The following is a 19,544-nucleotide window of genomic DNA, read 5'->3' on the forward strand; positions in this document are numbered from 1 at the left end:
GACTCCTGTCGGGACGGCGTCCTGCCGTCGCGCCATCGTACCGTCGGCGTGGCGGCTCGAACGGCCCGGCTCAGCCGCGGCGCAGCAGCCCGATCTTGTCGTACACGTCGGTGAGGGTCTTCTCGGCGACGGATGCCGCCCGCTCGGCGTTCGTGGCCAGCACGCGGTCGAGCTCGGCGGGGTCGGACAGCAGCTCGAGGGCGCGCTCGCGCACCGGCTCGAACTCGTTCACCACGACCTCGGCGAGCCCCTTCTTGAAGTCGCCGTAGCCGCGACCGGAGTACTCGTCTTCGATCGCGGTGATCTCGCGACCGGTGAGGGCCGAGTAGATCACGAGGAGGTTCGAGACGCCGGGCTTCTCGTCACGGTCGAAGCGCACGGCTCCCTCGGAGTCGGTGACCGCGCGCATGATCTTCTTGGCGCTCACCTTCGGCTCGTCGAGCATCCACAGCACGCCCGCGTCGGACTCGGCCGACTTCGACATCTTCGAGGTCGGGTTCTGCAGGTCGAAGATGCGGGCGGTTTCGCGCTGGATCATCGGCTTCGGCATGGTGAACGTCTGGCCGAAGCGCTGGTTGAAGCGCTCAGCCAGATCGCGGGTGAGCTCGATGTGCTGCTTCTGGTCGTCGCCGACGGGAACGACGTCGGTCTGGTACAGCAGGATGTCGGCGGCCATGAGCACCGGGTAGGTGAAGAGGCCGACGTTCGTGGCATCCGTGCCGTAGCGGGCCGACTTGTCCTTGAACTGCGTCATGCGCCCGGCCTCGCCGAAACCGGTGAGGGTCGACAGCACCCACTGCAGCTCGGCGTGGGCGGGGACGTGCGACTGCACGTAGAGAGTCGAGCGCGAGGGCTCGATGCCGGCGGCGATGTACTGGGCCGCGGTGCGGCGGGTCTTCTCGCGGCGCTCGGCGGGGTCGCCGGGCTGCGTGAGCGCGTGCAGGTCGACGACCGAGAAGAACGCGTCGTATTCGTCCTGCAGCTCGCGCCACTGCAGCAGCGCACCGATGTAGTTGCCGATCTGGAGGCTGTCGGCGGAGGGCTGCATTCCGGAATAGAGGCGCTGCTGAGTCACCCCTCGATCCTAGGCGTCGGTGCGGGGAGCACCGTTCTCGGGACGGCGTCGGCGGCGGTCGATGCCCCGAGCGCCACGCGACGACGACGCGACGGCATCCGGATGCCGGTGGGACCGGCGCCGGGCCTCAGGCGCCGAGCGTGTACTCGACGATCACCGGAGCGTGGTCGCTCCAGCGGGTGTCGTACGAGGCGGCGCGCTCCACGTGATAGCTCGTGACGCGCTCCGCGAGGGCCGGAGTGGCGACGTGGTAGTCGATGCGCCAGCCGCTGTCGGTGTCGAACGCCTTTCCGCGCATCGACCAGAACGTGTACGGGCCGTCGACCTCGCCGACGGCGCGTCGACCCACGTCGACCCAGCCGAGGCCCGCGCCGGTGGAACCGTCGACGCCCTCGACCTGCTCGCCGGCCGGTCCGAAGAACCGGTCGAAGTACGCGCGCTCCCGCGGGAGGAAGCCGGCGTTCTTGCGGTTGCCGCGCCAGTTCTTGATGTCGAGCTCGCGATGGCCGACGTTGAGGTCACCCGTGACGAGAGCCAGCTCGCGCTCCGAAGCCAGATCGGCCAACCGCTGCTCCATGGCATCGAGGAACACCCACTTCGCGTCTTGCTTGGGGGTGTCGACCTCGCCGCTGTGCACGTACGCGCTGACGATGGTGACGGTTTCGCCGTCGATGTCGAAGTCGGTCTCGATCCAGCGGCCCGAGGCGTCGAGCGGCTCGGGCCCGAGGTGGGTGCGCGTCGCGATACCGGGCAGCCGGCTGATGATCGCGACACCGGCGCGGCCCTTCTGCAGGGCCTCGTCGTTGACGATCTGCCAGCCGGGCAGCGCCTCGGCCAGCTGTTCGGCGGTCGCCCGCACCTCTTGAAGGGTGACGATGTCGGCGCCGGAGGCGTCGAGCCATTCGGTCATGCCCTTGCGGACGGCGGCACGGATGCCATTGACGTTGACGGAGACGATACGTACGGAACGAGCCACCCGTCGAGCCTAGCCGCGGGGTCCGACATCGCCGCAGGTCTCGACGGGGCGCCCACCTCGCCGCTCTGCGTCAGTCGGGGATCAGCGACATGCGGCGGGGCGCGGGAACGTCCGCCTCGGCCCGGGCGAGGGTCTTCTCGGCCGCGGACAGCGCCCGCTTCGCGCGCCAGCGCCACGGCCACCGGGTGAGTGCCAGGGTCTTCTCGGCCTCGCGCACGCCCACCTGCGCCGCGATCACGAGGGCCGCCTGCTCCATGGCGCGACGGTCCTCGGGCGAGCGCAACGGAACGTCGCGGTCGCCCGCCGCCACCGCGATCCACGCCGCCGAGACCAGGATGACGATCCCGATGAGGCGGAACCACAGAAGGAAGCCGATCAGGACCGCGAACGTGCCGAGCAGCGGGTTCGTGGGGGAGTACACGACGAGGAATCCCGCACCGACCTGCAGCAGCACCATGCCGGTCGCCCCGACCAGGGCTCCGGGCCAGGCGCGGCGCCACGTGAGGGTCGTGCCGGTGAGGAACCGGAACAGCGCGGCGAGGGCGACGGTGTTCACGGCGAACGCGACGAGCAGCGAGACGACCCGCGCGCCGACGGACCATCCGAGTGTCTCCCGGTCCCACCCGATGAACCCGAACACCAGGTCGACGGCACCGGTCGTGACCGAGCCGAGCAGGGCGCCCACGAGCAGCGCGAGCCCGAAGAGGATCGAGGCGACGAAGTCACGGGCCTTGAGCAGCACGTAGTTGCGCATGTCGAAGGGAAGGCCGAAGGTGTCGCGCACCGCCCGGCGCGTGAACGTGACGAAGCCGATGGCCGTCCAGACGACGACGACCACGGCGACGATGCCCGTGATGGTGAGAAGCCGTCCGCTCTCCTGGGCGACGGACTCGACCTGCTCGCGATCGACGAGCCCGTTCTTGCTGATGATGCCGGGGATGTAGCTGTTGATGATCCCGATGAGCCCGTCGATGGCGCTCTTGCTGCCGCCGAGCCAGATGCCCACCCCGGCGAAGGCGAGGTACAGCGCCGAGAAGACGGCGAAGATCCCCTGGTAGCTCATACCCGCCGCGAGCAGGAAGCCGTTGTGCTGCAGGAAGTGCCGCCACACCCGGATCGGGAACCAGCGCGCGATTCGGGCGGCGCGGGCGATGGGCTGATCGAGGCGGCTGCGCACGGCGCTCTGCGCGGCCTCGAGCCGATCGCGCAGCGACGTGTCGTCCTCACGGACCGCGGGCAGCGGCCGCGGATCGGAGTGGGTCTCGGTCACCCGTCGAGCCTAATGAATGGATGCCGTGGCCTCGCCGCGCGCGGGGACGCACGCCCGTGACGGCGACCTCCGTCGACGCCGGACCGCGTCGGGCCCCGGGGTCGAACGCCGAACGGCGGGGCGCCGAAGCGCACCCGCCGTTCGAGGGGGAGGGGTCAGCGACCGCCGCGGAGGACGGCCTGCTTGACCTCGGCGATGGCCTTGGTGACCTCGATACCGCGGGGGCACGCCTCGGTGCAGTTGAAGGTGGTGCGGCAACGCCACACGCCCTCTTTGTCGTTCAGGATGTCGAGACGCACGTCGCCGGCGTCGTCGCGCGAGTCGAAGATGAAGCGGTGCGCGTTGACGATCGCGGCGGGGCCGAAGTACTGCCCGTCGGTCCAGAACACGGGGCACGACGAGGTGCACGCGGCGCACAGGATGCACTTGGTGGTGTCGTCGAAGACCTCGCGGTCGACGATCGACTGCACGCGCTCCTTGCCGGCCTCGGGCTTGGAGCTCGAGATCAGGAAGGGCTGCACCTCGCGGTAGGAGGCGAAGAACGGCTCCATGTCGACGATGAGGTCCTTCTCGAGGGGCAGGCCCTTGATCGCCTCGACGTAGATGGGCTGCGAGATGTCAAGATCCTTGATCAGCGTCTTGCAGGCCAGGCGGTTGCGGCCGTTGATGCGCATGGCATCCGATCCGCAGATGCCGTGCGCGCACGAGCGGCGGAACGACAGCGAGCCGTCGGTCTCCCACTTGATCTTGTGCAGCGCGTCGAGCACGCGGTCGGTGGAGTAGAGCTCCACGTCGTAGTCGACCCAACGCGGCTCGTCGTCGACCTCGGGGTCGAAGCGACGGATGTTGAAGGTGACGAGGAACGACTGGATCCCGGTGTCCTCCGGGGTCTGCTCGACCTTGTCGGAGGTGTCGACGCTCTCGATGACGGTGGATGCCATCTCAGTACTTCCTCTCAAGCGGCGGGTAACGCAACTCGCCCGCCTCGTTCTTGGTGAACACCACGGGCTTCCAGCCCAGCTCGATGTGATCGGCCGGGTGCGACGAGTGGGGGTCGCCCGACAGGTACGCCATGGTGTGCTGCATGTACTTCTCGTCGTCGCGCGTGGGGAAGTCGTCGCGCATGTGACCGCCACGGCTCTCTTCGCGGTTCTGCGCCGAGTAGACGACGACCTCGGCGAGGTCGAGCAGGAAGCCCAACTCGACCGCTTCGAGCAGGTCGGTGTTGAAGCGCTTGCCCTTGTCGTCGACGTGGATGTTCTTGTAGCGCTCGCGCAGGTCGGCGATCACGTCGAGCACCTTCGAGAGCGAGTCGTGGGTGCGGAACACCTGCGCGCCCTTGTCCATCTCGTCCTGCAGCGTCTTGCGCAGGACGGCGATGCGCTCGGTCCCGCTGTTGTTGCGGAGCCCCTCGATGAGTCCGCGCACCTCGGCGGCGGGGTCTTCGGGCAGGGGCACGAAGTCGGCCGTCTTGACGTACTCGACCGCGTTGCGTCCGGCGCGCTTGCCGAACACGTTGATGTCGAGCAGCGAGTTGGTGCCGAGGCGGTTCGAGCCGTGCACCGAGACGCAGGCGCACTCGCCGGCGGCGTAGAGGCCGGGCACGACGGTGTCGTTGTCGGCGAGCACCTCGGCCTTGATGTTGGTCGGGATGCCGCCCATCGCGTAGTGCGCGGTCGGCATGACGGGGACCGGCTCGACGACCGGGTCGACGCCCAGGTACGTGCGGGCGAACTCGGTGATGTCGGGGAGCTTGGTCTCGAGCACCTCGGCGCCCAGGTGGGTGCAGTCGAGCAGCACGTAGTCGCGGTGGGGGCCCGCGCCGCGGCCCTCCGAGACCTCCTGCACCATGCAGCGCGCGACGATGTCGCGGGGCGCGAGGTCCTTGATGGTCGGGGCGTAGCGCTCCATGAAGCGCTCACCGCTGGCGTTGCGCAGGATCGCTCCCTCGCCGCGGGCGCCCTCGGTGAGAAGGATGCCGAGACCGGCGAGGCCGGTCGGGTGGAACTGGAAGAACTCCATGTCCTCGAGCGGCAGGCCCTTGCGCCACACGATGCCGACGCCGTCACCGGTGAGGGTGTGCGCGTTGGAGGTGGTCTTGAAGATCTTGCCGAAACCGCCGGTGGCGAAGACGACGGCCTTGGACTGGAAGACGTGCAGCTCGCCGGTGGCGAGGTCGTAGGCGACGACGCCGGCGACCTGGGTCGCGCCCGCCGCGTCCTTGACCGTGATCAGGTCGAGCACGTAGAACTCGTTGAAGAAGTTGATGCCGAGCTTGACGCAGTTCTGGAACAGCGTCTGGAGGATCATGTGGCCGGTGCGGTCGGCCGCGTAGCAGGCGCGGCGCACGGGCGTCTTGCCGTGGTCGGCGGTGTGGCCGCCGAAGCGCCGCTGGTCGATCTTGCCCTCGGGCGTGCGGTTGAACGGCAGGCCCATGTTCTCGAGGTCGATGACGGCGTCGATGGCCTCTTTGGCGAGGATCTCCGCGGCATCCTGGTCGACCAGGTAGTCGCCGCCCTTGATGGTGTCGAAGGTGTGCCACTCCCAGGAGTCCTCTTCGACGTTCGCCAGCGCTGCGGCCATGCCGCCCTGCGCTGCGCCCGTGTGGGAGCGGGTGGGGTAGAGCTTCGAGATGACCGCGGTCTTCGCACCGGGTCCGGCCTCGATCGCCGCGCGCATGCCTGCGCCGCCGGCGCCGACGATGATGACGTCGAACTGGTGGTAGTGGACACCGTCTTTGACGGTGGAGTCCACGGTGTTCTGAGTGCTCACGTGTGCAATACCTCTGCTGTCGGTCGAAAGAAGGGATGCCGTCGGCTCACGCCGCCTGGCACACGTCCCACAGGGAGCTGCTCTCGGTCACGCCGAGGCAGGGGTCGAAGGTGAAGACCACGAGCGTGCCGAGCACGATCAGGAAGCCCGCCGACAGCCACAGCGACCACACGAGGATCTTGCGGACCGTGGCGTGGGTGACGTAGTCGTTGACGATCGTGCGCATGCCGTTGGCACCGTGGATGAGGGCCAGCCACAGCATGAGGACGTCCCACCACTGCCAGAACGGCGAGGCGAGCTTGCCCGCGACGAACGCGAAGTCGATCTGGTGGATGCCGTCGCCCGTCATGAGGTTGACGAACAGGTGGCCGAAGATCAGGACGATCAACAGCACGCCGGAGGCGCGCATGTAGAGCCAGCCCCACTTCTCGAGGTTGGCGCCCTTCTTGCGCACACTGGGCGTGCGCGGAGCGGGGATCGTGGCGGCTTCTTGGGCGACGGACATCAGTGGCTCCCGGTGACGGCGCTGAAGACGTTGATCAGGTGGCGCGGCGTGAAGCCGAGCATCGTGACGACCCAGAGGCCGAGCACGCCCCACCACAGCTGACGCTGGTGGCGCGTGGCCCAGGGCCAGAAGTCGACCAGGATGATGCGCAGGCCGTTGAAGGCGTGGTAGGCGATCGCACCGACGAGGGCGACCTCGCCGAGACCCATGATGGGGTTCTTGTACGTGCCGATCACCGCGTCGTACGCCTCGGGGGACACGCGGATGAGCGCCGTGTCGAGGATGTGCACGAGCAGGAAGAAGAAGATCGCCACACCGGTGATGCGGTGCAGAACCCACGACCACATGCCTTCGCGGCCGCGGTACAGCGTTCCGCGCGGCCTCTTCGAGGTGGTCGCTTTCACTGACGGCGTGGCACGTGCTGGTGCTGACACGGTCGTCCTCCCTGATCGAACACGAGGTGAGGCCGACACAGGCCTCGAGCGTCACACGGGCGCCATTGAATACTACGTCCGGGCTATGAACGGCGGGGATTAGGGGCGCCTAACACTCTCTCGACGTCGAGATATCTCCGGTGCTGCGCCGCGCGCCCGGGCGAGACGCGCCCACCTCACCCGGGTGGCGCTGCGCACCGCCTCGCGGGAGCGCGGGCCCGCGACCGCTAGGGTCGGGGCCATGGCTGACCCCGCTATCGAAGACTTCTACGCCGTGATCCCCGCCGGAGGCATCGGCAGTCGCCTCTGGCCGCTCTCTCGCGCCGACGCCCCCAAGTTCCTGCACGACCTCACCGGGTCGGGGCAGACGCTGCTGCGTGACACGTGGGACCGGCTCGCGCCGCTCGCCGGCGAGGACCGCATCGCCGTCGTGACGGGCCGCGCCCACCGCGCCGCCGTCGAGCGGGAGCTCCCGGGCGTCCCCGATCACAATGTGTTCCTCGAGTCGGAGCCCCGCGACTCGTCGGCCGCCATCGGCCTGGCCGCGGCGATCCTCGTGCGCCGCGAACCCGACGTCATCATCGGATCGTTCGCCGCCGACCACGTCATCCGCCAAACCCGGCAGTTCGAGTTCGCCGTGCGCCAGGCCGTCGCCGTCGCGCGCGAGGGGTACATCTGCACCATCGGCATCCAGCCCAGCGAGGCCTCGGTGGGCTTCGGCTACATCAAGCAGGCCGGCGAGCTCATCGTCGACGGCGCCCCCGAGGCCTACATGGTGGAGCGCTTCGTCGAGAAGCCCGACCTCGACACGGCGAAGCAGTACTTCGAAGACCGCGAGTACCTCTGGAACGCCGGCATGTTCATCACCCGCGCCGACGTGCTGCTGGCGGAGCTCGCCGTCAACGAGCCCGAACTGCACGCGTCGTTGATCGAACTCGCCGACGCCTGGGACGACCGCGATCGCCGGGGTCCCGCGGTCGACCGCCTGTGGCCGAGCCTGAAGAAGATCGCCATCGACTACTCGGTCGCCGAGCCGGCCGCCGAGAAGGGGCGCCTCGCCGTGATCCCCGGTCACTTCGACTGGGATGACGTGGGCGACTTCGCCAGCCTGTCCAAGCTCAACTCGCACGGTGGCCGCAACGAGCTCGCCATCCTCGGAGAAGACGCCCGCGTGCTCTCCGACGCCTCGAGCGGCATCGTCGTGTCGCAGACCAAGCGCGTGATCAGCCTCATCGGCGTGCGTGACATCGTCGTCGTGGACACCCCCGACGCCCTCCTGGTCACCACCAGCGAGAACGCGCAGCGGGTGAAGGGCGTCGTCGACGCCCTCAAGCTCACGGGCCGCGGCGACGTGCTCTGACCAGTTCGGAGGTTGCGCCCCCGCCGCATCGATGCAATCGGAGCATGATTACCGCGTGAATTCCGAATGAGAGTATTCTCACTTGGCATATTCGCTCACCGACCTAGTGTGGATTAGGGAACTAATTCATCAGGAAGGGTGAGCATGAAGAATTCACGAATTCGTTCGGCAATCATCGCCGGATGCGTAGGACTGGCTTCGGTCATTGTCGTGCCGAGCATGGCCGGTGCGGCCACGGTCGACGAATCGTCGTCGCACCAGTTGACGTCGGACCAGGTTCAATTCATGACCGACAAGTTCGTCGATTTCGGAGCGTCGCCGGCCCAGGCCGACTCGCTGGTGCGCGATTTCCAGGCGGGGATCGCCTGGGACTCCGACGGCGCGTCCGACCCGGTCACGGTCGAGGAACGCGTCGTCGACGGTTTCCCGTATACGGTCCAGTCCTTCGAGGACGGCTCGTTCGTGGCCTCCGGTATCGCGGCGGCCCCGGTCGAGGGGCAGTTGAGCGCCATGTCGGTGACGGAGTGTGCGACGAGCGGCACGAGCGCGGGTGTGGCGTACGGCACGAACTGCCTCGTCAAGGAGGAGACAGGGGCCGCGAGTGCCCAGTTCCGCGCGAGTTACTCCGTGTGGGCGAACGACCAATCCATCTACGACGTGCGAGACGCATGGGTCAATTACGACCTCGCCGGGGGAGTGTCGGGCGGCACTTTCAGCGAGTCGACCGCGCCCGGCTCCACCTGGGTGCAGTACAGCTGGCAAGCCGACAACCCGTACGCGACGACGTCGCGATACCTGAAACTGCTCGCGACGTCGTCCGGCGTGAGCACGTACGCGAACTACTGAGGAGCGCTGACATGAACACGAAGACGACAATGAAGACGCGTGTTACGGGTCTCGCCGCTCTCGCGCTGGCGACGACGATGTTCTGGGGCGGCGCCCCAGCGTACGCCGCTCAGGAGGCGCCCTCGACCGACTCCTCGACCGTCAGCGCGGAGGACGCGAAGTGGTTCCTCGACAACGCCGTCCGATGGGGCGTCGACGACGACACGGCGCAAGCCCTCCTGGAGCGGGTGGAGCGCGGTGAAGTGCTCGACTCCGATTCCGGAGCGGAACCGGTGTCCGTGCGGACAGAGCAGGTCGACGGGTTCGAGCGCACCGTCTCGACGTTCGCGGACGGATCGGTCCGCGGCAGTGATGTGCAGATCCCCAAAGAGGCAACCGAATCGGACGGGCTCTCAACTCAGGCCAGCTACTACGGCTGCACGCTCGGATCGAGCGCGGGCGTGAGTTACGGGCAGGACTGCTACGTCTACAACTCCAGCATGACGATCGGCGCATCTTTCTACACGAGCTATTCCGTGTGGTCGGGTGGATCGAGTGTCTGGAATTGGCACACTCCGTCCGTGAGTGTCGTGGGGGGCAATGCGTCGAATCAGGAATTCACGCAGCCCAACGATGATGCAATTCAATTGCGGTTCAATGTGCAGACGCTGGATTTCCCGAGTTCGACGGCGTGGCTGCAGTTCAACGCATCAACGCAATCCGCGAGCCAGGGTGGAGCCTGGTGATGCAGAGAAGGTCAGCCCGGTTTTCGCGCTGACACCTTCGTGGGACTGGATGCCATTTGTTTCGGCATCCAGTCCCGCCATGTCGGCCGGTGTGCGGCGGCCGCATCACGTGAGATTGCGTCTTTGTAACCATTGGGCCTCGCGGCGGCTACCGGTGCGCAAGCACGGCGTCACAGTGGGTAACGTGACGGGATCGTCCCCCGAACCCGTTGGGGGCATCCGTCTTGGAGGACCATTCGTGAAAACCACGAAGAAGGCCGTCATCAGCGGCCTCGCCATGATCGGCGTGACAGCGCTGCTCGCCGGTTGCGGCGCCGCACCCGAGAGCACCGGTGCCAGCGCCGGAGCCAGCGATTACCTTCCCTGTATGGTCTCGGACTCGGGCGGATTCGACGACAAGTCGTTCAACCAGCTCGGAAAGCAAGGTCTCGACGCCGCCGCCGCCGCCCTCGGCTCGGCGAAGCCCATTGAGGTGCAGTCCCAGTCGGAGACGGACTTCGCGTCCAACCTGCAGAGCCTGGTCGATCAGAGTTGCGACACCATCGTCACCGTCGGCTTCCTCCTCGCTCCCGCTGCTCTGGAGTCGGCCACGGCCAACCCCGACCTCCAGTACGTCTCGATCGATGACACCGTCGACCAGGACTTCGACGGCAAGACCGACGCCCCGAACATCAAGCCCATCATTTTCGACACCGCGCAGGCGGCCTACCTCGCCGGCTACCTCGCCGCCGGGACGTCGAAGACTGGTGTGGTCGGCACATTCGGTGGCTTGAACATCCCCACCGTCACCATCTTCATGGACGGCTTCGCGCAGGGCGTCGAGAAGTACAACGCCGACAACGGCGCAAGTGTGCGCGTCGTGGGCTGGGACCGCGCAGCCAAGGACGGGTCCTTCACCGGTGGCTTCGAGGCCAATGACGCCGCGCGTCAGACCGCCCAGGCGATCATCGACCAGAACGTCGACGTACTCATGCCCGTGGCCGGCCCCGCCTATCAGTCAGGTGCGGTGGCAATCCTCGACTCCGGCCGCGACATCGCCCTGATCGGAGTCGACGCGGACGTCTACGAAACCGACACCAACCCCGACGTGCAGAAGATCCTGCTGACCTCGGTCCGCAAGGGCATCGATGTCGGCGTCGAGGACGCCATCACCGCAGCGGGGCAAGGGACGTTCGACACTTCGCCCTTCGTCGGCACGCTCGAGAACGACGGCGTGGGCCTGGCCCCGTACCACGACTGGGCCGACCGCGTCCCCGCCGAGCTCACGTCGAAGATTGACGAGCTGAAGGCCGGGATTATCAGCGGCGACATCACCGTCGAGTCCTACCTCGCCGGCTGAGAGAACCATTCTCCAGGGGAGGCCGGCGTCCGCCGGCCTCCCCTCCCTTATGGTCGAGGGCGTCCCCTCGACCGCGCACACCCCCCCCGGGAAGCCGGTGCACACGAGGCGCGGCCTCCTCCCAGACGCCTCCCGCGTCCGGTGCCACAGAACTTAGGATCGGGAACATGAAGCTCGAACTCCGCGGGATCACGAAAACCTTCGGGTCCCTCGTGGCGAACGACCACATCGACCTCACTGTCGAGGCCGGAGAGATCCACTGCCTGCTCGGTGAGAACGGCGCCGGCAAGTCCACTCTGATGAACGTCCTCTACGGCCTCTACCAGGCCGACGGCGGAGAGATCCTGCTCGACGACGCCGTCCAGCACTTCTCCGGCCCCGGCGACGCGATGCGCGCCGGCATCGGCATGGTGCACCAGCACTTCATGCTCGTCCCCGTCTTCACCGTGGCCGAGAACGTCATGCTCGGGCACGAGCCGACGAAAGCCGGCGGTCGCCTCGACATCGCGGCCGCGCGCGCCAAGGTGAAGGAAATCTCCGACCGCTTCGGGTTCGACGTCGATCCCGATGCTCTCGTCGACGACCTGCCGGTCGGCGTGCAGCAGCGCGTCGAGATCGTCAAGGCGCTCTCGCGCGACGCGAAGGTGCTCGTGTTCGATGAGCCCACCGCCGTGCTCACGCCGCAAGAAACCGACGAACTCATGTCGATCATGCGGCAGCTCAAGGCCGCGGGCACCTCGATCGTCTTCATCACCCACAAGCTGCGTGAGGTCCGCGAGGTCGCGGACCGCATCACCGTCGTCCGCCTGGGCAAGGTGGTCGGCGAGGCCGAACCCACCGCCTCCAACGCCGAACTCGCCTCGCTCATGGTCGGCCGCGCGGTCGAGCTCACCGTGCAGAAGGACGCGCCCACTCTCGGCGACGTCGGGCTGTCGGTGAAGGGCCTGACCGTGGTCGACGCGATCGGACAGGTCGTCGTCAACGACGTGAGCTTCGAGGTGCGCCGCGGCGAGGTCCTCGCCATCGCGGGCGTGCAGGGCAACGGCCAGACCGAGCTCACCGAGGCACTCGTCGGGCTGCAGGATCGGGTCGAAGGCTCCATCACGCTCGACGGCAAAGACCTCGCCGGTTCGACCGTCCGCGCGGTGCTCGATGCCGGTGTCGGCTTCGTCCCCGAGGACCGCAAAGAAGACGGCCTCGTGGGGGAGTTCTCGATCGCCGAGAACCTCATGCTCGATCGTGCCGACGGAGCCCCCTTCGTCAAGGGGGGAGCGCTGCAGCTGTCGACGCTGGCGGGCTTCGCCCGCGAGAAGGTGGCGGAGTTCGACGTGCGCACGCCCTCGATCGAGACGCCCGTCGGAAAGCTGTCCGGCGGAAACCAGCAGAAGGTCGTCCTCGCTCGCGAGCTCAGCCGCGAACTGCGGCTGTTCGTGGCGGCACAGCCCACCCGCGGTGTCGACGTGGGCTCGATCGAGTTCATCCACAAGCGCATCATCGAGACGCGCGACACGGGCGTGCCGGTGATCGTCGTCTCCACCGAGCTCGACGAGGTGACCGCGCTCGCTGATCGGATCATGGTCATGTATCGGGGCCGCGTGGTCGGCATCGTGCCCGGCGACACCACCCGCGACGTGCTGGGCCTGATGATGGCCGGCGAAACACCCCAGAACGAAGGAGTCGCGGCGTGAGCGATCCGCATAGCCCGCACGACCCGAATGCCACGCGCGCGGACCGCGCCGCCGAGGTCGCCGATCAGACCTCCGCCGGTGCTGCCCTCGAGGGCGCTGCCGAGGTCGACCCGGCCGCCGGCGCACGCGTGGTCGCCCCCGAGCCCGCCACCGAAGAGAACCGTTGGCGCCGCGCGTTGCGCGAGGTCGCCACCGGCAACGCCATCATCTCGGTCCTCGCCGTCATCCTCGCCCTCCTCGTCGGAGCGGTGATGATCGCGGCGACCGACGAGAACGTCCAGGCGTCAGCGGTCTACTTCTTCGCGCGCCCGGGCGACACCCTCGTCGCGATCTGGCAGTCCGTGTCGGGTGCCTACGCGTCGTTCTTCCAGGGCGCGATCTACAACTTCCGCCGCCCCGAGTTCGCGACCGGGATCCGTCCTCTGACCGAGACCCTCACCTTCGCGACGCCGCTCATCGCCGCGGGCCTCGGCGTCGCGCTCGCGTTCCGCGTCGGCATGTTCAACATCGGTGGTCGCGGACAGATGCTCGTCGCCGCGGCGGCCGGCGGCTATGTCGCGTTCGCCTTCGACCTCCCCTGGGGCCTGCACGCGCTCGTCGCGCTCGTCGCGGGCGTCGTGGCGGGTGCCCTGTGGGCGGGAATCGCGGGGCTCCTGAAGGCCCGCACCGGAGCGCACGAGGTGATCGTCACGATCATGCTCAACTACGTCGCGTTCTACCTCGTCTACTACCTGCTGCGCACCCCCGGCTTACTGCAGGCTCCGGGATCCAGCAACCCCACCACGCCGGCGATGAAAGAGACCGCGGTCTTCCCCGACCTGTTCGGCCCCGCGTACAACCTGCACTTCGGGTTCCTGCTCTCCCTCGCCGCCGTCGTCCTGGTGTGGTGGATCCTCGAGCGCTCGTCGCTGGGCTTCCGTTTCCGCGCGGTCGGGCTCAACCCGAACGCCGCGCGCGTGGCCGGCATCAACGTCAAGTCGATGTACGTGGTCGCGATGCTGATCTCCGGCGGCCTCATCGGCCTCGCCGGCGTGGACCAGGTGCTCGGCACCGTGACGACGGGCTTCTCGAGCGGTATCGACGCCGGCATCGGGTTCGACGCCATCACGGTGGCCCTGCTGGGCCGATCCACTCCGGTCGGCGTGCTGGTCGCCGGCATCCTGTTCGGCGCGTTCAAGGCCGGCGGCTTCGCCATGCAGGCCGCGAACGGTGTGCCGATCGACATCGTGCTCGTCGTGCAGTCCCTCATCGTGCTGTTCATCGCCGCACCCCCGCTCGTGCGCGCCATCTTCCGTCTGCCCGCGCCCGGTGCGCGCGCGTCGAAGACCCGCGCCGCCAAGAAGAAGGAGGCGGTCAAGTGAGCACCACCGCACAGCACCACGGGGTGTCACCACAGCCGGAGGCGCTCGACACGGCCGTCGTCCTCAGCTGGAAGGCGCCGATCGTCTACGGCGTCATCACCGTGCTCGCCGCGGTGCTCTTCGTCGTGGCCCGCCAGGACGGCGACGCGGTGTTCCGCATCTCGAGCCCGGGGGAGTTCCTGCAACTGCCCGAGGTGGTGCTCGGAGGGGTCGTCACCGGCGCCGTCTGCACCGTCCTGCTCGCGCTCGTCACCGTCGCCAGCGTCCTGCTGGTGCGCGCGCACCGCCGGCCGCCGCTGTGGCTGGCCGTCATCTTCGCGCTGGTCTTCATGGTCGGCTTCCTCACCTGGGCCGCCGCCGGAGCCACCACCTCGGTGATCCCGTTGACCGGCCTGCTCGCCGGTGGCCTCAGCCTGTCGGTCCCGCTGATCTTCGGGGCGATGGCCGGTGTCTTGAGCGAGCGCGTGGGCGTGGTGAACATCGCGATCGAGGGCCAGCTCCTCGCGGGGGCGTTCACCTCGGCGATCGTCGCCACCGCGACCGGAAACCCGTTCATCGGGCTGCTCGCGGCCGGCGTCTCGGGCGTGCTCGTGTCGTTCGTGCTCGCGGCGTTCGCGATCAAGTACTTCGTCGACCAGGTGATCGTCGGTGTCGTCTTGAACGTGCTCGTGGTGGGGCTGACGAGCTTCCTCTTCTCCCAGCTGCTCGCCCCGAACGCCGCGACGCTGAACGCGCCGCCGCGCTTCCCGCGCCTGCCGATCCCGTTCCTCGCCGACATCCCCCTTATCGGGCCCATGCTGTTCAACCAGACGATCATCGTGTACCTGATGTACGTCACGGTGGCGCTGGTGTACGTGGGCCTGTTCCACACGCGCTGGGGTCTGCGTCTGCGCGCGGTCGGCGAGCACCCGCAAGCCGCCGACACGGTGGGCATCAACATCGCCAAGACCCGCTTCTGGAACGTGGCGCTGGGCGGCGCGATCGCGGGCGTCGGTGGCGCGTTCTTCACGCTCGGTTCGGTCGGAGCCTTCAACAAAGAGATGACGGCCGGTGCCGGTTACATCGCTCTGGCGGCGGTCATCTTCGGCCAGTGGGACCCGATCCGCGCGACGCTCGCAGCCCTGCTGTTCGGCTTCGCCTCGAACCTGCAGAACACCCTCGGCGTCATCGGGTCGCCCGTGCCGAGCGAGTTCATGCTGATGCTGCCGTACGTCGTGACGATCTTCGCCGTCGCCGGTCTCGTCGGGAAGGTCCGCGGCCCCGCGGCCGCCGGCAAACCATATATCAAGGGCTGAACCCGCCCACTTCGCCTTCACGAGAGGACCCTGCACTCCACGATGACCGACATCGACTGGGATGAGTTGCGCTCCGCCGCGACCGACGCCATGCACCGCGCCTACGCGCCCTACTCCCGCTTCAAGGTGGGCGCCGCGGCGCTCGTCGCCGACGGCCGCATCGTCTCGGGATGCAACGTCGAGAACGCCTCGTACGGGGTGACGCTGTGCGCCGAGTGCGGGCTCGTCTCCGAACTGCACATGAGCGGTGGCGGCCAGCTCGTCGCGTTCGTGTGCGTCGACGGCGAGGGCCGCACGCTCATGCCGTGCGGTCGCTGCCGCCAGCTGCTGTTCGAGCACGCCATCCCCGGGATGCTGCTCGAGACCGTCAGCGGCATCCGCACGATCGACGAAGTGCTGCCCGACGCCTTCGGGCCCCGCGAGCTCGAGGAGGCGGCACGATGACCACCGTTCACCCGCACGACGCGGTCGAAGTCATCCGCACCAAGCGCGACGGCGGCACGATCTCGGAGTCGGCCCTTCGCTGGCTCATCGAGCACTACACCAAGGGCTACGTCTCCGACGCGCAGATGGCCTCGTTCGCCATGGCCGTGCTGCTGCGGGGGATGGAACGCGACGAGATCCGCGTGATGACCGACGCCATGATCGCCTCGGGCGAGCGCATGGACTTCTCGTCGCTCGGCAAGCCGACGGTCGACAAGCACTCCACCGGCGGGGTCGGCGACAAGATCACGCTTCCGCTGGCGCCCCTCGTGGCCGCGTTCGGCGTCGCCGTGCCGCAGCTCTCGGGTCGCGGCCTCGGGCACACCGGCGGCACGCTCGACAAGCTCGAGTCGATCCCCGGCTGGCGCGCAGCGCTGTCGAACGACGAGATCATGGCGCAGCTCGCCGACGTCGGCGCGGTCATCTGCGCCGCGGGCACCGGGCTCGCCCCGGCCGACAAGAAGCTCTACGCCCTCCGCGACGTCACCGGAACGGTCGAGGCGATCCCGCTGATCGCGTCGAGCATCATGTCGAAGAAGATCGCCGAGGGCACCGACTCGCTCGTGCTCGACGTGAAGTTCGGCTCCGGCGCCTTCATGCAGGACATCGACCGCGCACGCGAGCTGGCCCGCACCATGGTGGCCCTGGGCACCGATTCCGGCGTCAACACCACCGCGCTCCTCACCGACATGAACACCCCGCTCGGCCTCGCCATCGGCAACGCCAACGAGGTGCGCGAATCGGTCGAGGTGCTCGCCGGCGGCGGCCCCGCCGACGTCGTGGAGCTCACGGTCTCGCTCGCCCGCGAGATGCTGACGCTCGCCGGCCAGCCCGATGCCGACGTCGAGGCGGCGTTGAACGACGGCCGCGCGATGGACGTCTGGAAGCGCATGATCCGCGCGCAGGACGGCGATCCGGATGCCGCCCTGCCCACGCCGCGCGAGACCCACACGGTCGTCGCCGACCGCTCGGGCATCGTCACGCGCATCGAGGCGTTGCCGTTCGGAGTCGGCGCCTGGCGCCTGGGCGCCGGTCGCGCCCGTGCCGAAGACGCGGTCGTGCACGCCGCGGGCATCGACCTGCACGTCACCGTCGGCCAGCCGATCACGGCCGGCCAGCCCCTGTTCACGCTGTCGGCGGACGACGGGGCCCGCTTCGAGCGGGCACTCGCCTCGGTCGATGGAGCGTGGGAGATCGGCGACACGGCGCCTGCGGCATCCCCGCTCGTGCGCGAGCGCATCACCGCGTGATGGCATCCGACCGAAGGAGCAGCACCATGGCCACCGACGACGTCCGCATCGGGGGTGTGAAGGTGCAGAGCCTGCCCAAGGTGTCGCTGCACGATCACCTCGACGGGGGACTGCGCCCGCAGACCGTCCTCGAGCTGGCCGATGAGATCGACCTCGACCTCCCCGCCGACGACGCGAAGGGCCTCGAGGCCTGGTTCTCGGACCACATCGACGGCGGATCGCTCGAGGACTACCTCGAGAAGTTCTCGGCGACGGTCGGGGTGATGCAGACCCGCGAGGGTCTCGTGCGCACGGCGAAGGAGTTCGTCGAGGATCTCGCCGCCGACGGCGTCGTCTACGGCGAGGTGCGGTGGGCGCCGGAACAGCACCTCACCCGCGGTCTCAGCCTCGACGACGTCGTGGATGCGGTGCAGGAGGGCATCGAAGCGGGGGAAGACGCCGCCGACGCCCGCGGACAGGACATCCGCGTGGGTCAGCTGCTCACGGCGCTGCGCCACAACGACAATTCCCGCGACATCGCCGAACTCGCCGTCTCGTGGCGCGGTCGCGGCGTCGTCGGCTTCGACATCGCCGGCCCGGAAGACGGCTTCCTGCCGTCGCGTCACCGCGAGGCGTTCGACTATCTGGCCGAGCAGTTCTTCCCCACCACGGTGCACGCCGGTGAGGGGGCGGGTCTGGCATCCATTCGTTCCGCACTCCTCGACGGACGCGCCCTGCGCCTCGGCCACGGTGTGCGCATCGCCAACGACCTCGACGTCGTCTCGCGCGAGGGCGAAGAGGTGCAGGTCACCTTCGGCGACCTGGCGCGCTGGGTGCGCGACCGCGAGATCACGCTGGAACTGTCGCCGACCTCGAACCTGCAGAGCGGCGCCGTGACGGCCTGGGGCGACACGATGGACGCCCACCCGTTCGACCTGCTGTACCAGCTCGACTTCTCGGTGACGGTGAACGTCGACAACCGCCTCATGAGCGCGACGACGCTCACCCGTGAGCTGGGGCTGCTGGCCCAGGCGTTCGACTACGACCTGGGTGACCTCGAGGCGTTCCAGCTCAACGCCGCCGCCGGCGCATTCCTGCCGGTGGAGGAGCGCGAAGAGCTCATCGAGATCATCTCGGAGGGCTTCCAGGCCTGACCCGACCTCGGGCGCGCGTCGATGCCGGCGTGCGCCCGTCGTCGTTCCCGGGCCCGTTCCGAGGCGCCCGCGGGGGACGACCGGCCCCCCACACGTACGCGGCGGCGGCGAGCACGGACCCCGCGAGCACGACGATCCACCACGGGAACGTGGGGATCTCGGGGCGGGTTCCTGCGCCGTCGAGGGCGCCCTGCGGGGTCGGGATGACACGTTCACCCGTGACGAGGATGCGGTGGCTGTTCACGCCCAGCGGGGTGCACGTCACGAGGGTGACGAGATCGCGCCCCACCACGGGGACCAGCGACTCGGTGTCTTCGGGTTCGACGACGAGGGTCTGCACGACGCGGTACACCAGGACCTCGCCGAACACCTCGATCGTGACGGTGTCGTCGAGGGCGACCCGATCCAAGTGCGTGAACAGTTCCGCGGTGGCGAGCCCGCGATGCGCGGTGAGCACCGAATGGGTGGTCTCGCCGCCCACCGGCAGAGCGGTGCCCTCGAGGTGCCCCACGCCCTCGTAGAGGACCTGCTCGCTGGTGCCGTGGTACACCGGGAGGTCGACGTCGATCGAGGGGATCTTCACCCGTGCCATGAGCCCCGATTGATCGGAGCGAAGTTGCTCGGCGTAGTCGGTCTGCTGATCGGCGGAGTTCGCCAGCGGGAGCCGCTCGTTCGCGGCGATCTCGGCGCCGCCGTCGACGAGCCGCGTGTTGTACTCCCGTGCCGCGTCGAGTCGGTCGGCGAGCGTATCGGCGCCGAGGTCGCGGATCTGATCCGAGTAGCCGTCGATGATCTGGGATTGGGCGTACTGGGCGAACCAGCCGGCGACGGTGGGGTACATCAGCAGGCAGACGCCCGCCAGCGCCCCCACCGCCAGAAGCAGCGAGACGATCGAGAGCCGCCAGCGCGGGCGTCGGCGGTCACGTCGCGCGGGTGGAGGGGAGTCCCGCGCATCGGGGCTCCCCTCCGGCGAGGGGGACGAGGCCGCAGCGCCCGGCCGCTGCGTCGTCCCCCCGCTCACCGATCGACCGT

Annotated in this window: 19 protein-coding genes; 10 read left to right on the forward strand and 9 right to left on the reverse strand. The window is 68.5% G+C overall.

Annotated elements, in window-relative coordinates; translation table 11 throughout:
• Positions 1–70: 70 nt before the first annotated feature.
• The 7 genes from trpS to sdhC all read right to left on the reverse strand — a co-directional run bounded on the left by trpS (position 71) and on the right by sdhC (position 7,032).
• Complete coding sequence (gene trpS, locus ASF96_RS04945; RefSeq protein ID WP_082509290.1) at positions 71–1,075, reverse strand: tryptophan--tRNA ligase; 1,005 nt, start codon at positions 1,073–1,075, stop codon at positions 71–73.
• Between the two features lie 127 nt (positions 1,076–1,202).
• Entirely contained in the window at positions 1,203–2,051 is an 849-nt protein-coding gene (locus ASF96_RS04950) for an exodeoxyribonuclease III (protein ID WP_055936531.1), read from the reverse strand.
• A 70-nt stretch (positions 2,052–2,121) separates the two neighbouring features.
• Positions 2,122–3,321 carry a YihY/virulence factor BrkB family protein gene (locus tag ASF96_RS04955; protein ID WP_082509291.1) on the reverse strand — a complete coding sequence of 400 codons (1,200 nt, stop codon included), beginning with the start codon at positions 3,319–3,321 and terminating at the stop codon, positions 2,122–2,124.
• A 155-nt stretch (positions 3,322–3,476) separates the two neighbouring features.
• On the reverse strand, positions 3,477–4,262 hold the full coding sequence (locus tag ASF96_RS04960; RefSeq protein ID WP_055834355.1) for a succinate dehydrogenase iron-sulfur subunit: 786 nt from the start codon (positions 4,260–4,262) through the stop codon (positions 3,477–3,479).
• Position 4,263: 1 nt separating this feature from the next.
• Positions 4,264–6,093: a succinate dehydrogenase flavoprotein subunit gene (gene sdhA, locus ASF96_RS04965; protein WP_055936534.1), complete on the reverse strand. Its 1,830-nt coding sequence runs from the start codon at positions 6,091–6,093 to the stop codon at positions 4,264–4,266.
• Between the two features lie 46 nt (positions 6,094–6,139).
• Positions 6,140–6,598 carry a succinate dehydrogenase hydrophobic membrane anchor subunit gene (locus ASF96_RS04970; RefSeq protein WP_055834361.1) on the reverse strand — a complete coding sequence of 153 codons (459 nt, stop codon included), beginning with the start codon at positions 6,596–6,598 and terminating at the stop codon, positions 6,140–6,142.
• Entirely contained in the window at positions 6,598–7,032 is a 435-nt protein-coding gene (sdhC, locus tag ASF96_RS04975; RefSeq protein ID WP_082509292.1) for a succinate dehydrogenase, cytochrome b556 subunit, read from the reverse strand. Before sdhC ends, ASF96_RS04970 begins: the two co-directional genes overlap by 1 nt.
• A 241-nt stretch (positions 7,033–7,273) precedes the next feature.
• Here sdhC and ASF96_RS04980 point away from each other — a divergent pair, with 241 nt between their 5' ends.
• Positions 7,274–8,392, forward strand: coding sequence for a mannose-1-phosphate guanylyltransferase (locus ASF96_RS04980; protein WP_055936536.1), 1,119 nt, complete (start codon positions 7,274–7,276; stop codon positions 8,390–8,392).
• Positions 8,393–8,505: 113 nt separating this feature from the next.
• Here the strand turns inward: ASF96_RS04980 and ASF96_RS17500 are convergent, their stop codons facing one another.
• Entirely contained in the window at positions 8,506–8,628 is a 123-nt protein-coding gene (locus ASF96_RS17500; protein ID WP_268768478.1) for a hypothetical protein, read from the reverse strand.
• A gap of 49 nt (positions 8,629–8,677) precedes the next feature.
• Here ASF96_RS17500 and ASF96_RS04985 point away from each other — a divergent pair, with 49 nt between their 5' ends.
• The 9 genes from ASF96_RS04985 (at position 8,678) to ASF96_RS05025 (ending at position 18,512) form a co-directional block, all read left to right on the forward strand.
• Complete coding sequence (locus ASF96_RS04985) at positions 8,678–9,238, forward strand: hypothetical protein (protein ID WP_156458732.1); 561 nt, start codon at positions 8,678–8,680, stop codon at positions 9,236–9,238.
• A gap of 11 nt (positions 9,239–9,249) precedes the next feature.
• Positions 9,250–9,963: a hypothetical protein gene (locus ASF96_RS04990; protein WP_055936542.1), complete on the forward strand. Its 714-nt coding sequence runs from the start codon at positions 9,250–9,252 to the stop codon at positions 9,961–9,963.
• 238 nt (positions 9,964–10,201) lie between these two features.
• Entirely contained in the window at positions 10,202–11,302 is a 1,101-nt protein-coding gene (locus ASF96_RS04995; protein WP_235560530.1) for a BMP family lipoprotein, read from the forward strand.
• 167 nt (positions 11,303–11,469) lie between these two features.
• The gene (locus tag ASF96_RS05000; protein WP_055936545.1) at positions 11,470–12,990 is read left to right on the forward strand and encodes an ABC transporter ATP-binding protein; all 1,521 of its coding nucleotides are present in this window, start codon (positions 11,470–11,472) and stop codon (positions 12,988–12,990) included.
• Complete coding sequence (locus tag ASF96_RS05005; protein ID WP_200934068.1) at positions 12,987–14,351, forward strand: ABC transporter permease; 1,365 nt, start codon at positions 12,987–12,989, stop codon at positions 14,349–14,351. Before ASF96_RS05000 ends, ASF96_RS05005 begins: the two co-directional genes overlap by 4 nt.
• Positions 14,348–15,646 (forward strand): ABC transporter permease, encoded by a 1,299-nt coding sequence (locus tag ASF96_RS05010; protein ID WP_082509293.1) that lies wholly within the window; start codon positions 14,348–14,350, stop codon positions 15,644–15,646. Before ASF96_RS05005 ends, ASF96_RS05010 begins: the two co-directional genes overlap by 4 nt.
• A gap of 42 nt (positions 15,647–15,688) precedes the next feature.
• On the forward strand, positions 15,689–16,090 hold the full coding sequence (locus ASF96_RS05015; protein ID WP_055834370.1) for a cytidine deaminase: 402 nt from the start codon (positions 15,689–15,691) through the stop codon (positions 16,088–16,090).
• Positions 16,087–17,379, forward strand: coding sequence for a thymidine phosphorylase (locus ASF96_RS05020; protein ID WP_055936548.1), 1,293 nt, complete (start codon positions 16,087–16,089; stop codon positions 17,377–17,379). Before ASF96_RS05015 ends, ASF96_RS05020 begins: the two co-directional genes overlap by 4 nt.
• 26 nt (positions 17,380–17,405) lie before the next feature.
• A complete protein-coding gene (locus tag ASF96_RS05025; protein WP_055936551.1) occupies positions 17,406–18,512 on the forward strand; it encodes an adenosine deaminase in 1,107 nt (368 codons plus the stop codon).
• Here ASF96_RS05025 and ASF96_RS05030 read toward each other — a convergent pair.
• On the reverse strand, positions 18,487–19,533 hold the full coding sequence (locus ASF96_RS05030) for a class C sortase (protein WP_156458733.1): 1,047 nt from the start codon (positions 19,531–19,533) through the stop codon (positions 18,487–18,489). The genes ASF96_RS05025 and ASF96_RS05030 overlap by 26 nt on opposite strands.
• Positions 19,534–19,544 lie beyond the last annotated feature (11 nt).

This window comes from Microbacterium sp. Leaf179, from assembly GCF_001423785.1.
In the GTDB taxonomy this organism is placed as follows: Bacteria; Actinomycetota; Actinomycetes; order Actinomycetales; family Microbacteriaceae; genus Microbacterium.